Origin of the sequence: Nostoc sp. FACHB-888 (genome assembly GCF_014696655.1) — a bacterium.
Taxonomy (GTDB): domain Bacteria; phylum Cyanobacteriota; class Cyanobacteriia; order Cyanobacteriales; family Nostocaceae; genus Nostoc.
Genome location: NZ_JACJQM010000014.1, coordinates 14,916 through 29,990 on the forward strand (window position 1 = coordinate 14,916; position 15,075 = coordinate 29,990).

Sequence of the window (15,075 nt, forward strand, 5' to 3'; positions counted from 1 at the left end):
GCTGGGGGCAAGTCTTACTATCAGCAGAGATAATTTTCATCAATGATCAGGAAAATAGGAATAGAAAATAAACAACTCCCACCTCAGTCTCAATGGTGAAGTGGGAGTTGTTTAGCTACGAATTATCTCTACATTGGAGATGCATTTTATGTTTTGGGAGAAGTGATTGAAGCGATTGATGAAGTAAAACAAATCACTTAACAAAAGGAAGGAACTATAAATGATTGAGCCAAAAAAACTCATCAAAGGAAAGCTGTACGAGTTTCGTGGGGTGCAAATGCGCTACAGTCACCCCTGCCAATATGCAGCGCAGGCTCGGTTTGCGTTCATTGACTCAAAGGGCCAACGCAAAGAATTAGGGATACTGCTTGTAAAGCGGGAACTACTTGAGGTTAGGGAGTTAGCAAATAACTAAGCACGCGCCCCGCCCCTATGTTTCAATACTTTTGAATTTGTGTATTTTCAACTCCCAATTGGGTTTAGGATAAAGCTTTTTTCTGTCCCCAATACAAGCTGCCCCTTATCACCAAAAGGGGTTTCATCTTTCCTTTTCCCATTAATCGAGCAGTATTAGACTACAACACTAATTTACACATTTGGGCAGTTCACCATAGCTGACAAAATGTTTGGTTTTATTAAGAAGGGTAACAGAACTTTACACTTAGTTACGAGTCAGGAGTTGCTCGCAACTGGCATCTGACAACAAGCTAATTTACCAAATATTCCCACAGAACTTACAAAATGACTCTATCGACTCGTCCCGATCTAACTTCTGCCGATCAGGTACTGTCATCTTTAGCAACTATGCAACAGCAAACTGTAACAGAAGGCCAAATGATGCAGGCTGTGCGTACTTTGCTGATTGGATTAGGAGAAGATCCAGACCGTTTGAAGGGAAAATTTTGGGATCTTCAGGCTAGATTTTGACGAACCATCAGCCTGTTATAGTTTGAGTGATTTTCACCAAGCTACTTACCTAATGCCAAATTATCAACAGATACAGAAAAAGTGGGGATAATGATAGGTTGAGACGATAGAAAATAAATAAAAACCCATTGTGAATAATTCAGTATTAATTACACTTCCCCTACTATTAGCGTGTGTAGTTCTATCGCCAGTTAGCAAAGCTGATACTGCCCAAAGCTCGACCAATCATGCCATCAAAATGTCTTCATTTAACCTCAGTTCCCAAAAATGGAAAAACCGTGTGCTAATAGTTTTTGCATTGTCTGTTGATAACCATATCTATCAGCAGCAAATGCAACTATTGCAAAAGCATAACAGAGGTTTTGCAGAGCGGGATTTAGTTCTCGTTCAGGTGTTGGCAACAAATGAAAGCTATGTCAACAGACAGCCAATAGATGAGTCTTCTGCTGCCAAGTTGCGCGACTCCTTTGGTGTTGACAAAGAAAATTTCCGCGTGATTTTGGTGGGTAAAGATGGTGGTGTTAAGCGAAGTGATGCTACACCAGTGCAAGCGACAGCAATTTTTGAGGAAATCGATGCTATGCCTATGCGTCAGCAAGAAATGCAACAGCGACGCAGAAAGTAGGCGTTGCAGAACAGTGGGATGAATTGGGGCAGGCAGGGGAGGCAGAGGAAGCAGGGGGGCAGGGGGCAGGGAGCAGGGAGAGGGTTTGCAGGTTTTATTACCATGAAAATGGTGCAATTTAAATGACGATTAGCTTAACTAGAATTGCTGTAGTTAAGATTAGCTCTTTCAAAGTGTAGGCATCTGGATGCGAGGCATCCGAAGCTTATGGTTTTCCTGGGTCGTATTTAGACGCGTCCAGCCTATCAGCAGGCGCTGGATTGCGGCGATACTTCCGAGCTTCTAAGTTAAGCGGAAGGCTCTGAACACGGGTCTAATTCCGCATCAGCCTTAGTTAGCTATGGGATTGCTCAAGAAGCAGAGGAGAAGCCACCAAATGCTACAACTCGTGATATTCCTGATACGCTTTACTTGCACTGTAAGATTTAATCGGATAATTTAAGCGATCGCAATTGTTTTTTAAGGAAACCAATGAACAAATTCATACTGAGTTTGCTTTCTTCCCCTGTAATGATTAGCTCTATTCTCTCTATGGGAGTAATGCTCAATCAAGCACAAGCTATAGAGGCACAACCAGAAGCTAAAACCACAGATAGTCTATCTTGTATACGCAATAAACATAAAGTGGGTTTAGTATGTGCAAGAGCTTCTGTATTGGCTCAAATTCCTAGTTATCAGCGTGAAATAGAGTTTTCTCAAGAAGATGCTCCTATGCTGGAGTTCAATGACGAAGAAAGCAATGTGGCAATCGACTTATTTGGCTGTGATTGTCCTGCTTGTATAAATTCTTTACGTCAGATGCGCGGCGCGACACCCTTGGTATATTAGGATTTTACAAATTTACCTTTGTTTATAACCCACATTCCGCAAACTTTAGTGAGGGCATAACAATAACATTGTTATGCCCTCACTAATATGTTGTATTCAAAATAATTACGCTGATTTTTCCACTCGCAAACCAAAGTAGGTCAAAACAAACTCAGTGAAACCACTATTGACAACTTCATGTACTTCTCCCGGTTCTATCGCTACACAGTTTCCTGGAAGCAGAGGGTATTCTGTACCATCAACGTGAATGACTCCCGAACCAGCTTCTACAAAGAATACTTCACACATATCTTGATGTACGTGTGCTGATGCGCTTTGTCCAGGGGCAAAACGTGCTTGAGAAAAGTTAGTTAGGTGAGGCAAATCGCCGAAGCGTAGCATCACCTTTTTCTTGATTTCGGCATTGTGAGAAACAGATTCTTCTGGCAAGTTTTTTAGAGAAGTGGTAATCATTCGGGTCTTAAATCGTTGGATAATTCCACAATACCCCTAGAGCCATCAATCCTTACCCGTTGACCATCTTGCAGGAGCCATGTAGCGCCTTTAACATCCATCACTGCGGGAATCCCATATTCACGAGCTACGATCGCACCGTGAGAAAGCCGTCCGCCAACTTCGGCAATTAATCCTCCAGCCCTTAATAACAATGGGGCCCAGCCGGAATCTGTGTAAGGTACTACCAAAATCGTATCTCGATCAATGTCTGGCACGTCTTGTAAATTTCGTAACACCTTCACTCTACCTTCAGCTTGCCCGTGGCTAGCTCCAATACCTTGTAAGAATTGGTCAGAGTAGAGGGCAGAGGGAGCTAATGGGTGAGGGGGTGCATTGCCGTACACTAAAAGGGGTACTTGAATGAACTCGCTATCTTGGAGAAATTGCGATCGCCTTGATTCCACTAACTTATCCAACTCCTCAATTAACTTGGAATCTCCACTTACAATTAAACGCCGCACTTCATCAAACTCTAGAAAAAAGATATCTCCCGTTTTCTGGAGTAAGCCGGACTTTAACCAAATTTTCTCTAAAGCTACAAAACTCCAACGCAATTCAGCCAAAAGCCGGGAATAAACTTCGGTAACTCGTCCTTTGATATCTACACGCCGTTGCACAAATCCACGTTTGCGCTTACCCGCAAAAATGCTATTAATCGCGTCTTTAGCGCCTGATTGTGGTTCGTTACCCTGCATTAACTGCACAAACATTTGCTTAATCATCTGGGGATTTTCCCGCCAGGTGGGAACGGAAATATCAGTTCCCACTTCACTTAAATAGCCGTAATCCTGAAGCAACTCGTCAAATTCTTGCAGGATCTTTTCTCCGTCTGGGGTTTGCTTTAATTGCTCAAATACTTGCTGTGGCTCAAACTCAAGCAATACTTGCTTGGCATCTGTTGCTATTGCACTCAGCGATCGCAATGCCGCTACCTCTGGAGTAACGCTATTATCAATTTGCCCATCCTTCACCCGAAAAATCGCCTGCCGCAGAGCAGCACTCAAGGGAGCTAAAATGCTGTAATACGTTCCTCGATGCAGCAACTCTAGAATAGAGTCAATTCTTGCCAACAGCTTAACTGGTTCCAAGTTCTCTGCATTTTCCTGCGCCAACTCCGACAAACCAGGAACGAAGCGTTTGTGATAATCTTCCTTGAAGTCCTTTTCTAAACTTAATTCCCGCCTTAGCAACTTTCCTAGTCCTGGCAAATTCTCCCAGGTAGACTGCAAGGATGGTTTACTCAATTTAGCTCCTCTGGTTAAAAATTCCAGACTTTCCGGCGGCAATCCCATACGGAGAAAGATATTCCCTAAGAGAGATGCATTAAAGTAGGCTCTGGAATAGTGCAGAGTTGCTGTTTCATTAAAATCTAACCCCAAGGCGCGATCGCCCAAAACTAGAGTAAAAAATTCCCCCCACACTCCACAAGTTAATGGACGATTAATTGACCATGTTAAGGGGTGAATTACTCCGGGGATCACTTCGGCAGCGATTTTGCGTGTCCAGATGGGCAGTAAAGTAGTGATTGGTCGAGATTGCAACACCCACAGAGTTTGTCCGTCGTAACTCCATTCAATATCTTGAGGAGTGCCATGATAACGTTTTTCGAGTTGGTAGGCTAGGTATGCAACTTGCTTAATTAATGCTTGTGGGATTCGTCCTTGACCCTCTAATTGTACAGAGGAAGAATTTTCTGTTTCAATGACAAAAGCGCGATATTGTTCTGGTGTAACTTTTCCCGAAACGACTTGTGTTGGGCTGCCTGGAAGGGCTTCAATAATGATCGCATCACCTTGCTGAGTAATGGGATCGCGGCTGAAAGCAACGCCAGAATATACACTTTGGACTTGTTGTTGAATCAACACAGCCATTGCTGTATCATTTAAGCCGCGATCGCGCCGATATTGCACGGCAGATGGATGATTGTAGGAAGCTTGAACTTGGGCGATCGCTGATTGCAATGCCTCTGAGCTGGTAACATTTAAAACTGTTTCATACTGCCCAGCAGCCGAAGCCTGTTCTGAGTCTTCTCCAATGGCAGAAGAACGCACCACTAAGGGAGATAATTCTGATGGTTGGAGAAATTCTGTCAATCCTTCAGGATCGTCGATTGGAGCAAGTACCCACCCCTTCGGCACTGGATAACCCCAGCGCTTAATTTGAGATAATGTAGCCGCTTTTTCTCCGACAATGGCAGCATCCAACTCTTCATCTAAAGAAACCATCGCGCGGTCGCCACGTAAAAATTCCAACATCGCAAGAGATTCTGTTTGTGCCTCTTGGGCTGGCAGATTCATATCATCTGGAATTTTTGCATAAATCCAGGCCATTAAACCAGCCAAGACCACAGCAGCAAAGATTCTGGGGTAATCGCTAATATGCAGAACTATTACAAACAGAGGAAAGAGAAGCAAAACCCCAAATTTGACTACCTGTCTCGATTGCAGAATTGTAAAGCTAATACCTGCAAAGAAAGATACAAATACTGCCACTAATGGGTCATGTACAACAAATCCCCAGACGACATTTGTCGTACCTGCTCCTTTGCCTATCCAGTATCTACCTATTACCAGAGCAATGAGGGCAATCAATTCCCAAAACGATCCCTCTGGGAAGAAAAGGCGGGTGAGTAAGACTGCTGCAATTCCTTTAAAAGCTTCTGACAAGACTGCCAGAATTCCTACAAACCTACCGCCATGATAAAAAGCAGCTGATACACTAATGTTTTTTGTACCAACTTCTGATAATTGCTTGCGCGTTAACGCGTAAGTTATCCATGCAATCAGGGGTAATCCGCCCAAGAGGGGGCAGGCGATTAAAATAACTAAGACACCCCAAGGTTCAAACATTCTGGATTTTGGATTTTAGATTTAAATTTTCCATCTAAAACCTCAAATCTAAAATCTAAAGTTTTTCTGAAATTTTTGATGGTTATAAAGGCGTTTTTATTTACTAGTTCCTGGATGGACACTTGGCTACGACGGAAACCGTTTAAGACAAGTGTCCTTCTAGGTTACTAATGGTTTTAGTTTAGCGCATAGGCAGCTTGCAGCGCCCAAATTATGAGAGCAGCGATCGATCCCAGAAGCAACACGGTAGAGATAGTGACTACTTTTGGGGAATCTGCACCCTCAAATTTCATAATTCCGCGATTTAAGTCGGACATAGCTTTGTAATCCTCTGTTGTTGGAGCATGAAACATTTGTCCGTTTTGATTGTAGTCCTTCTATTTACGGATGATGTTAAATTCCTCCTATTATTTTGTTTCTGCTTGGCAATTTTTCCATCACCACAATTGCTTAGTTCTTTGGAGGTATTAGTCCTATTTTTACAATGATGAGGCATAGGGCATGGGGAACAAGCAGAGGGCAAAGCTGAAAATGCTAAGGATTTTGTAACTAAATTACAATATGTACTAAAATCAAGGACTTGAGTAACAAAGAGAGCAATCATGGCATCCATCCGCGAGTTGCACCAACAACTGGTTAAAAAAGAACGTTCTGCCGTTGAAATTACCCAAGAAGCTTTAGACCGCATTCAAGCGTTAGAGCCGAAATTGCACAGCTTTTTATGTGTTACGGCAGAACGGGCATTAGAGCAGGCGGGTGCTGTAGATGCCAAAATTGCTGCCGGAGAAGAAATTGGGCTGCTAGCAGGCATTCCTGTTGGGATCAAGGACAATTTATGTACTAAGGGAATCCCTACCACCTGTGCCTCTCGGATTTTAGAAAATTTCGTGCCGCCTTATGAATCGACTGCGACGCAAAAACTGGCCGATGCTGGGGCAATAATGGTAGGCAAAACTAACTTAGATGAGTTTGCGATGGGTAGTTCCACAGAAAACTCTGCCTACCAAGTCACGGCTAATCCTTGGGATTTGTCACGAGTTCCAGGTGGTTCTTCTGGGGGTTCTGCGGCGGCGGTGGCGGCTCAAGAATGTGTAGTTGCTCTCGGTTCTGATACTGGCGGTTCGATTCGGCAACCGGCATCTTTTTGCGGTGTGGTGGGAATGAAACCGACTTATGGTTTGGTTTCCCGTTATGGTTTGGTGGCTTACGCTTCATCTTTGGATCAAATTGGGCCATTTGGAAACACAGTAGAAGATGCGGCAATATTATTAAGTGCGATCGCAGGTTACGATCCCAAAGATTCCACCAGCCTTAAAGTTGGCATTCCCAACTACGCCGCCAGCTTAAAACCAGACTTCAAACCCAGAGGTCAGCTAAGAATTGGCATCATCAAAGAAACTTTTGGTGAAGGTTTAGACTCTGTTGTGGAACAAGCTGTTACCAAAGCAGTAGACCAACTACAAAGTTTGGGAGCAGAGATTCATATAATTTCCTGTCCTCGCTTTCGCTATGGCTTACCCACCTACTACATCATCGCCCCATCAGAAGCGTCAGCAAACCTAGCTCGTTACGATGGCGTTAAATATGGTTACCGCGCTCCTGATGCCGATAATTTGTTATCGATGTACACTCGCACCCGTGCCACTGGTTTTGGTACAGAAGTCAAACGCCGGATTATGATCGGTACTTACGCACTTTCGGCTGGCTATTACGATGCTTATTACCTGAAAGCGCAAAAAGTCCGCACCCTGATTAAGCAAGACTTTGAAAAGGCTTTTGGCTTAGTTGATGTGTTAGTTTGTCCCACATCCCCCACTACAGCATTCAAAGCAGGGGAAAAAACTACTGACCCCTTGAGTATGTATTTAACTGACTTGATGACTATTCCTGTGAATCTTGCTGGTTTACCTAGTTTAAGTTTGCCATGCGGTTTTGATGATCAGGGGCTACCGATAGGATTACAGCTAATTGGCAATGTGCTGCGAGAAGACCTACTGTTTCAAGTAGCTTACGCTTATGAGCAATCCACTACTTGGCATCTGCGTAAACCGCAAATATCTTGAAATTGGGCATTGGGGAAGAGGCAGAGGGGCAGGGTGCGGGGTGCAGAGGGGAAAACTTTTCTCCCTTGCTCCCTGCTCCCTGCCTCCGTTGCTCCCCTGCTCCCCCATCTCCCCCACTCACTGATTACTGACCATTGACTGTTGACCATTGACTTCTGGAGTCAGAGATTCAGATGTAATTTGTGGTGGATTAAGTATATATAAAAGACCCGTAGATGCAGCTACTAATAATAGAATGTAGGTGAGGGCAAGAGGTATGTATGTATTTGATTTGTTGTCTGAATTATTATGATCATTCTTGGAGTCTTGACGGACTACATTGCTTATAAGACTATGTGATAAAGCATTTCCATCCAGTCCTAAAGCATCTCCATAGCGACGGATGAATCCTTGAATGAAAATAGGCTCAGGCAATTCTTCAAATCGTTCTTCTTCTAAAGCTTGCAAAACACCTGCTCGAATCAGTGTTCTTGCGGCTATTTCTTCTATACATATAGATTTTTCTTGTCTTACTTGTCGCAATTGTGTGGTTATTTCTTTTAGCTGCTCTACTTGAGCTTGGTTTAAGAGCGTCACTGTCTTCTCCTGTATGGGCTAATTCTCTATTCATATAGTGAGAAGACTTAAATATGCATACGTATTTTTACTGAATAATTGATTTTAGGGTAAAATCTTTTGAGAATGCTTGAAATCTAATTATAAAAATGCTACAGCTACTTTTGCTAAGTAATTTCCTTGTTAATATAGACACTTTGTATTCTACAAAAAGTTAGGGCATGAAATTTAATAAACTGCAATTTATAATACAAGTATTTCCCCAACTGCTATTTTGGGGTGGAATCATTGCAGCGATCGTATACTTTGCCATCTGTATATTTCTTTTTATTGGGCAACCTCGGTTCATTTTCTTTCCCTCTGCTGTCATTGAAAAGACCCCAGAGTTTTTTAATCTCCCTTACAAAGAGGTTTGGTTACCTGTACCAGTTAAAACAGGCAAGGTAGAACACATTCACGGTTGGTGGATAGAAGCCAAGCAACCTAATGCTAAGGTGTTGCTATACTTACACGGAAACGGTATCAATATTGGCGCAAATATAGCTCATGCTAATCGGTTTCATCAGCTAGGGTTTTCGGTATTGCTGATTGATTATCGGGGTTATGGTCGCAGTGAGGGGATGTTTCCCAACGAAAAGCGTGTTTATGAAGATGCATTCACAGCTTGGAATTACTTAGTGCAGCAACAAGAGATTCTACCTAGCCAAATTCTTCTTTATGGACATTCTCTTGGGGGCGCAATAGCCATCGACTTAGCAGTGAAACAGCCACAAGCTGCTGGTTTGATTGTGGAAAGCTCTTTTACATCTATCCGCGATGTAATAACTTATCGAAACGTATTTTGGATGTTTCCTGTGGATTTAATCTTGACACAACGGTTTAATTCCATTAAAAAATTGCCAAAGTTAAAAATGCCAGTTTTATTCATTCATGGCGTTGCTGATTCGACTGTACCTTCTTTCATGAGTCAAAAATTATATGCTGTTGCTCCCGAACCAAAGCAACTATTATTGGTTCCAGGAGCAGATCATAATGACACAGCAGTAATTGCCGGTTTGCAATATTTGCAATGGGTAGAGTCTTTTTTTGAAAAAGTGTGATCTAGTAGATATTCCCTTTGGGTGCGATTATTGTCATAATACGTATCTTCATAAAGAGTAATATTAAAGACTTATTTCAGATATTTATGGAAATAATCATTAGACTTGTCGCTAAATTCTGCAAAAAAAATTACAGATTCATCACCGAAATGAAATATGCTGTAACTATTCAAGCAAACTTGATTATAAGTTTTAGGATTAAATTAGAAGATTTCTAAATACCTTTTATTAGTTACATATGTTTCAACGAGTTTTGATTTGCACAGACTTTTCCGACGGTTTACATCGTTTAAGACATTTTGTTTCTAGTCTTGCGCTTACAGGGATAAAGCAAATAGTTTTTCTGCACACTGTTCCATTATCGGAAAGAGGCATTGTTCCACAAGTCGATAGTGAAAAAATAGAACAAGCTCAAACTCGATTCGCAGAAGCTGTTGGCGAAAGCCCCACTGATGTAGAAGTAAAAATAGAAGTTCAATCGGGAAAGCCTGTTGATACTATCCTTAATGTTGCCCAAACCTATCGATCTCAATTGATTATCTTGGGTTCTCAAAGCCGCAGCTTATTCACGGAAAAATTGGTGGGTAGTACAATGGCTAACTTATCTCGTCGAACACCTATTCCCTTACTGGTACTGCGTCCTCAGTTAATCGCTGCTTATACTTCTGAGGAATTAATACTCCGTTGTCAGCACCTTTTCCGTTCTTTGCTAGTTCCCTACAACGGTACTCAAGAGGCAGATTATTTGGTACAACAAGTAAAGCAATTGGCTCAACAACAATCTGGTAAATATCTACAACAATGCAAGCTTTGCTGGGTTTTAGAAGATACTGGTCGTCGAGAAATACCAAGGAAAATCCTACCACAGCAGGCTGAACAAACTCTGTCTCAGATTAAAGCTGATTTGGAGGGGATAAATTTACAAGTAGAGATAGAAGTTCGGGAAGGATACTCTGTTACCGAGATTTTAGAGGCGGCTGCAATGGGTGATATTAGTGCGATCGCAGTCTCTTCAGGAACGATAGGTAAACTCCAAGAATGGTTGGTTTCCAGTTTTACAGCTGAATTATTACGTTTTAGCTGGTATCCCGTACTCTTTTTTCCAAGCCAACGTGGCTAAACCTGTGCCACAGACTTACTAGCCGCTATCACTGTTAACCCATATCTACGACTGCCACAAAACCTAACTCTTGGAGAGGCTGCGCCCTAAGCGTAGCTATGCCGCAGGCTTTACAGCAGAGCTACGTGACTACCGGAGGCATCGCTTGTAGTTTGGTACAGTTGCTTACTTCAAAAATCTTCATCAAAATTCTATTCCGATATATCGTGATATATTGCGATATATCGTATATTAGAGAAAGTTGATTTGAGATTGATTTATGTTTAGACATTTTCGGTCACGCTTTGGGACACCTGCATGGGCAGGAGTTAGCAAAGACGATTCATTGCTTGTCAAGTCTTGGTTTGGGCATGGTAAGCATCATGGTAAAGATCATGACAAACATTTTGGCAATGAAATGTTTGGTCGTGGTTGGGGAGATGAATATCGGACTCGTCGGGGTGACATCAAGTTCATCCTGCTGGAATTGTTATCCGAGCATCCTAGTCATGGTTACGACCTGATCAAAGATGCGGAAACTCGCTATGGTGGTTTCCGTCGCCTCAGTCCTGGCTCGGTGTATCCAACACTCCAATTGCTGGAGGAAGGTGGTTATCTCAAGAGCGCACAAGAAGGTGGCAAGCGGATTTATACGATTACCGATGAGGGTAGACAATTATTAGCAGAACGTTCCCAACAGAATACTTCAGACTCTCCTTGGGATACCTTCAAAAGCTTCGTAAAAGGTAAGCCTCAAGAGTTTATTGAGTTGCGGAATGCTGCAACAGAATTAGCTGCTGTTGTGGTGCAGGTTGCTCGTAGTGGCAATGTGGAGCGAATAAATCGGGTGCGTGAGCTTTTAGAGCAGGTTAAACGGGAAATTTACGCAATTCTCGCCCAAAAATAAGTAGAAACGGCTTAATAAATTCGCGTCTCTACTCTCCATGTTCTAATATTTTGCGCTTACAAGTTAGAAGCGATCGCACTTAAATCTGGCTCAATGAGTGAGTTGAGCAATGTCCACAACTGCAAATCAGTAAAATCTGGAATTGCCATAAATGCACCGACTTCCTGCAATACTTGGGGATCATGGGTGGAGGCGATGCCAATAGTGCGGATATGTGCGCCCACCGCCGCCCGAATCCCAGAGGGAGAGTCTTCTAAAGCGATCGCTTCCTCTGCTGTAATAGCCAAATTATTTAGGGCGACTTGGTAGGGTGCAGGGTCAGGTTTACCTGCTACACAATCATCCGCTACAACAACTGTATGGAAAGCTTCTTTTATTCCCAAAACATTTAGCATAAATTCTGCATTTAATCTAGGAGCATTAGTTACTAATGCGCGTTTTAACTGATGTGTCTCTGTCCATTTTAATAGTTCAGAAAATCCATTTAGCGGTTTGAGATGCGGGGCAAGTTTGCGGAAAAGCGCCTCTTTTTCGTCTGCAAATTTTTGCCCTTCTGCTGTTGATAATTGTGGCAGAATGTCTTTGACAATTTCTGGATTTAGCCGCCCACTAATTCTGGATTTATAAAATGTTTCGTCAATTTCTACGCTGTAATTTAACAGCATTTCCTGCCAAGCTTGGTAGTGTATAGGGTCAGTATTGACAATAGTGCCGTCTAGGTCAAAGAGAATTGCAGCTAGCATGATTTTTGGGTAAAATGTAAATAATTGTTAACTTAATTTAAATAGTTTACATTGTTTTTTTGTCTTTATACAGCGTAAAAAGCTATAAATTAATCTGCTAAATCCTAAAATCTATACCTGATAGGACATATAAGAGCAAACAGGTAGAGCCTCTTAATAGACTGCCGTATAATTGATAACCTTCAATGTAAGCAAATGCTAGCCGATCCAAACTTTTTTCGCGTTGATGATTTATTAGTGCAGATTTACAACTCTGAAGTCGAAATGGCTCAGAATGTTGCCGAAATCGCGCAAAAGCATTTACAACAAGTTCTGCAACAACAGGATACAGCTGCTGTATTGTTAGCAACAGGTAACTCTCAACTCAAATTTCTTGATGCTTTGATTGCATTGGGTGGTGTAGATTGGTCACGAATTATTCTGTTCCATCTAGATGAATATTTGGGAATTACTGCTGACCATTCTGCCAGTTTCCGGCGCTATATGCGAGAACGTGTAGAAAAACGGGTTGTTCCTAAGCAATTTAATTATATAGAAGGTGATGCATTGCAACCAGTAAACGAGTGCGATCGCTACACCAAACTATTGCAAGCGCAACCAATAGACTTATGCTGTCTTGGTATTGGCGAAAATGGACATTTGGCTTTTAACGATCCAGCAGTAGCAAATTTTCAAGATCCTTACAGTGTGAAACTAGTGAAACTGGATATAGTGAACCGTCAGCAACAAGTAAGCACAGGCCACTTTCCGAATCTAGAAACTGTTCCACAATATGCTTTTACTGTCACTATCCCGACTATTTGTTCAGCTAAAAAAATTATCTGCCTCGCTCCAGAAAAACGTAAAGCAAATGTGGTTAAAGCAATGTTGCAGGGTTCTATAAATACAGACTGTCCAGCTTCTGTTCTGCGTCAACAACCCCAAGCGACGTTATTTTTAGATGTCAATTCTGCAAGTTTGCTGTCGTGAAGATGAATTAGGGACTGGAATTAGGATTACGGAAATAGTAAGATATAATCCTAATAAACACATACTGTTAGCAGTATTAAATGCTGCCATCAAGAGAAAGTGCATCCCCCTCCTAGCACCAATCAAAAAAAAACCTTGACCTTTTCTTAGTATGCGGACTCCAAAGTTTAGGGCAACACTGTGTTGCAGTCCTAAAGGAGTACGATGTTAAAGTTAGCGCCATTGATGATGTCCAGTCCGAACATTGGGAAGTCCCAGAAGTACCAAGTTTATTAGAAAAGTTAATCATAGGAGATTGCCGCAAGCCTTGTGTTTTAGAGCAGGCAGGTATAAGCCAGTGTCGTTCAATACTTTTAGTGACAAGAAATGAGCGGATAAACATAGAAGCTGCCTTTGCAGCACGCCGACTTAATCCGCACGTTCGTCTAATTGTCCGTTCTGACAAACAAAATTTTAACAAACTCTTATGGGAAAATCTGGGCAATTTTGTTGCCTTTGAGCCTACCCATCTCTCAGCTCATGCCTTTGCTCTGACAGCCCTCGGCTCTGAAGCTATTGGATATTTCACTTTAGAGGGGCAACTATTGCAGTGTCATTGTAGGGGCACAATATCATATTGTGCCCCTACCTACGCGTCTCATTAAGCACTGTAATAGCCTGAAATGGTCACAAATGCCGACTGTACGGCTTCTATCTACAGTGTGGTAATACTATCTACGAGTGCTTGTTACTTCATTAGGATCTCTATAAGCCTGGACTTTTTCGCGCTTACCAGTCAGACCTGCTAAACCGGCTAAACCAAGTAAACCTAGCCAACCCCAATCGAAACCGCGATCGCTAGTTCTATCGGCAGTTGTGACACCTGTATTCCTATTAGTACCTGTTGTGTCAGTGCCTGTAGCATCAGTGCCTGTAGTTCCAGTGCTTGTTGTGTCAGTACCTGTTGTACCAGTGCCTGTAGTTCCAGTGCCTGTTGTACCACTACCTGTTGTGTCAGTACCTGTTGTACCAGTGCCTGTAGTTCCAGTGCCTGTAGTTCCAGTGCCTGTTGTACCACTACCTGTTGTACCAGTACCTGTGGTTCCAGTGCCTAAACCAGAACCTGAGCCAGTGCCTGTGGTTCCAGTGCCTAAACCAGAACCTGAGCCAGTGCCTGTGGTTCCAGTGCCTAACCCAGAACCTGAACCAGTACCTGTGGTTCCAGTGCCTAAACCAGAACCTGAGCCAGTGCCTGTGGTTCCAGTGCCTAACCCAGAACCTGAGCCAGTACCTGTGGTTCCAGTGCCTAAACCAGAACCTGAGCCAGTACCTGTGGTTCCAGTGCCTAACCCAGAACCTGAGCCAGTACCTGTGGTTCCAGTGCCTAAACCAGAACCTGAGCCAGTACCTGTGGTTCCAGAACCTAAACCAGAACCTGAGCCAGTACCTGTTGTTCCAGCGCCTGTTGTTCCAGCGCCTGAGCTACTGCCACTACTAGCACCTCCGCTGCCGGAGCCTCCGCTTTGGGCAAAAGCAGAAGGAGGTAACGATACAGAAGCGAAACTCATGGCAAAGACAGTAGCCAAAACAGCTTTAGATAAATCGAAAGGCTTCATACTTATGGTTCCTTTTATGTTTTAGATTTCCGTGGTTGATTGATTTTCAAAACCGATATTGTCTACTCAATTCACTGCTAAATTAGAGGAGTTTTGACAATACAGTAGAGTCTTTCATCTAATTTATTTTGGAAAAGTTGAAAGCATTTGAAGCTTCCACAACAACTTACTATTCGTCATATTCAAACTAATTCATAATCAGTAATCATTAATTGTATGATATGATTGTGAACTTATTAGCAAACCCACTTGTTCACAAAACCAAGGAATAATAATATTTATTTTTCATAAACTTACATTCACTTGCATCTTAATTTATA

At 42.5% G+C, this 15,075-nt stretch carries 13 protein-coding genes and 3 pseudogenes; 10 read left to right on the forward strand and 6 right to left on the reverse strand.

Annotated elements, in window-relative coordinates:
* Nucleotides 1–220 precede the first annotated feature (220 nt).
* The 4 genes and pseudogenes from H6G26_RS11300 to H6G26_RS11315 all read left to right on the forward strand — a co-directional run bounded on the left by H6G26_RS11300 (nt 221) and on the right by H6G26_RS11315 (nt 2,380).
* Nucleotides 221–415, forward strand: a complete 195-nt coding sequence (locus tag H6G26_RS11300; RefSeq protein ID WP_190729342.1) for a hypothetical protein — start codon at nt 221–223, stop codon at nt 413–415.
* A 326-nt stretch (nt 416–741) separates the two neighbouring features.
* Nucleotides 742–888, forward strand: a pseudogene (locus H6G26_RS11305) (GTP cyclohydrolase I FolE); the annotation flags it as partial.
* Nucleotides 889–1,057: 169 nt separating this feature from the next.
* Nucleotides 1,058–1,552 (forward strand): DUF4174 domain-containing protein, encoded by a 495-nt coding sequence (locus H6G26_RS11310; RefSeq protein WP_190729343.1) that lies wholly within the window; start codon nt 1,058–1,060, stop codon nt 1,550–1,552.
* A 471-nt stretch (nt 1,553–2,023) separates the two neighbouring features.
* Nucleotides 2,024–2,380, forward strand: a complete 357-nt coding sequence (locus H6G26_RS11315; RefSeq protein ID WP_190729344.1) for a hypothetical protein — start codon at nt 2,024–2,026, stop codon at nt 2,378–2,380.
* A 105-nt stretch (nt 2,381–2,485) separates the two neighbouring features.
* Here H6G26_RS11315 and H6G26_RS11320 read toward each other — a convergent pair whose 3' ends face one another.
* From H6G26_RS11320 to H6G26_RS11330, 3 genes are all read right to left on the reverse strand, one after another.
* The gene (locus H6G26_RS11320) at nt 2,486–2,833 is read right to left on the reverse strand and encodes a cupin domain-containing protein (RefSeq protein ID WP_190729345.1); all 348 of its coding nucleotides are present in this window, start codon (nt 2,831–2,833) and stop codon (nt 2,486–2,488) included.
* The gene (locus tag H6G26_RS11325) at nt 2,830–5,724 is read right to left on the reverse strand and encodes a glycerol-3-phosphate acyltransferase (RefSeq protein WP_190729346.1); all 2,895 of its coding nucleotides are present in this window, start codon (nt 5,722–5,724) and stop codon (nt 2,830–2,832) included. The genes H6G26_RS11320 and H6G26_RS11325 overlap by 4 nt, the downstream gene beginning before the upstream one ends.
* 176 nt (nt 5,725–5,900) lie before the next feature.
* Nucleotides 5,901–6,077 (reverse strand): hypothetical protein, encoded by a 177-nt coding sequence (locus H6G26_RS11330; protein WP_176727114.1) that lies wholly within the window; start codon nt 6,075–6,077, stop codon nt 5,901–5,903.
* A gap of 249 nt (nt 6,078–6,326) precedes the next feature.
* On the opposite strand from H6G26_RS11330, the gene gatA reads away from it, so the two are divergent.
* Nucleotides 6,327–7,787, forward strand: coding sequence for an Asp-tRNA(Asn)/Glu-tRNA(Gln) amidotransferase subunit GatA (gene gatA, locus H6G26_RS11335; RefSeq protein WP_190729347.1), 1,461 nt, complete (start codon nt 6,327–6,329; stop codon nt 7,785–7,787).
* Between the two features lie 117 nt (nt 7,788–7,904).
* Here gatA and H6G26_RS11340 read toward each other — a convergent pair whose 3' ends face one another.
* Nucleotides 7,905–8,363: a helix-turn-helix domain-containing protein gene (locus H6G26_RS11340; protein WP_190729348.1), complete on the reverse strand. Its 459-nt coding sequence runs from the start codon at nt 8,361–8,363 to the stop codon at nt 7,905–7,907.
* A 200-nt stretch (nt 8,364–8,563) separates the two neighbouring features.
* Between H6G26_RS11340 and H6G26_RS11345 the strand changes: the two genes are divergently transcribed.
* The 3 genes from H6G26_RS11345 to H6G26_RS11355 all read left to right on the forward strand — a co-directional run bounded on the left by H6G26_RS11345 (nt 8,564) and on the right by H6G26_RS11355 (nt 11,448).
* Nucleotides 8,564–9,442 (forward strand): alpha/beta fold hydrolase, encoded by an 879-nt coding sequence (locus H6G26_RS11345; protein ID WP_190729349.1) that lies wholly within the window; start codon nt 8,564–8,566, stop codon nt 9,440–9,442.
* 238 nt (nt 9,443–9,680) lie between these two features.
* Nucleotides 9,681–10,562: a universal stress protein gene (locus H6G26_RS11350; protein WP_190729350.1), complete on the forward strand. Its 882-nt coding sequence runs from the start codon at nt 9,681–9,683 to the stop codon at nt 10,560–10,562.
* Nucleotides 10,563–10,821: 259 nt separating this feature from the next.
* On the forward strand, nt 10,822–11,448 hold the full coding sequence (locus H6G26_RS11355) for a PadR family transcriptional regulator (protein ID WP_190729351.1): 627 nt from the start codon (nt 10,822–10,824) through the stop codon (nt 11,446–11,448).
* A gap of 56 nt (nt 11,449–11,504) precedes the next feature.
* On the opposite strand, the gene H6G26_RS11360 is transcribed toward H6G26_RS11355, so the two are convergent.
* Nucleotides 11,505–12,191 carry an HAD-IA family hydrolase gene (locus H6G26_RS11360; RefSeq protein ID WP_190729352.1) on the reverse strand — a complete coding sequence of 229 codons (687 nt, stop codon included), beginning with the start codon at nt 12,189–12,191 and terminating at the stop codon, nt 11,505–11,507.
* Nucleotides 12,192–12,386: 195 nt separating this feature from the next.
* Between H6G26_RS11360 and H6G26_RS11365 the strand changes: the two genes are divergently transcribed.
* Nucleotides 12,387–13,160: a glucosamine-6-phosphate deaminase gene (locus H6G26_RS11365; RefSeq protein WP_190729353.1), complete on the forward strand. Its 774-nt coding sequence runs from the start codon at nt 12,387–12,389 to the stop codon at nt 13,158–13,160.
* Between the two features lie 203 nt (nt 13,161–13,363).
* Nucleotides 13,364–13,804 (forward strand): annotated as a pseudogene (locus H6G26_RS11370) (NAD-binding protein); the annotation flags it as partial.
* A gap of 66 nt (nt 13,805–13,870) precedes the next feature.
* Here H6G26_RS11370 and H6G26_RS42500 read toward each other — a convergent pair.
* Nucleotides 13,871–13,996: pseudogene (locus H6G26_RS42500) on the reverse strand (WGxxGxxG-CTERM domain-containing protein); the annotation flags it as partial.
* Between the last annotated feature and the right edge of the window lie 1,079 nt (nt 13,997–15,075).

Coding starts and splice junctions, on each gene's coding strand:
- H6G26_RS11330 (WP_176727114.1), bottom strand. CDS start 6,077: ATGTTTCATGCTCCAACAACAGAGGATTACAAAGCTATGTCCGACTTA.
- H6G26_RS11345 (WP_190729349.1), top strand. CDS start 8,564: ATGAAATTTAATAAACTGCAATTTATAATACAAGTATTTCCCCAACTG.
- H6G26_RS11355 (WP_190729351.1), top strand. CDS start 10,822: ATGTTTAGACATTTTCGGTCACGCTTTGGGACACCTGCATGGGCAGGA.
- H6G26_RS11360 (WP_190729352.1), bottom strand. CDS start 12,191: ATGCTAGCTGCAATTCTCTTTGACCTAGACGGCACTATTGTCAATACT.
- H6G26_RS11350 (WP_190729350.1), top strand. CDS start 9,681: ATGTTTCAACGAGTTTTGATTTGCACAGACTTTTCCGACGGTTTACAT.
- H6G26_RS11365 (WP_190729353.1), top strand. CDS start 12,387: ATGCTAGCCGATCCAAACTTTTTTCGCGTTGATGATTTATTAGTGCAG.
- H6G26_RS11300 (WP_190729342.1), top strand. CDS start 221: ATGATTGAGCCAAAAAAACTCATCAAAGGAAAGCTGTACGAGTTTCGT.
- gatA (WP_190729347.1), top strand. CDS start 6,327: ATGGCATCCATCCGCGAGTTGCACCAACAACTGGTTAAAAAAGAACGT.
- H6G26_RS11325 (WP_190729346.1), bottom strand. CDS start 5,724: ATGTTTGAACCTTGGGGTGTCTTAGTTATTTTAATCGCCTGCCCCCTC.
- H6G26_RS11320 (WP_190729345.1), bottom strand. CDS start 2,833: ATGATTACCACTTCTCTAAAAAACTTGCCAGAAGAATCTGTTTCTCAC.
- H6G26_RS11315 (WP_190729344.1), top strand. CDS start 2,024: ATGAACAAATTCATACTGAGTTTGCTTTCTTCCCCTGTAATGATTAGC.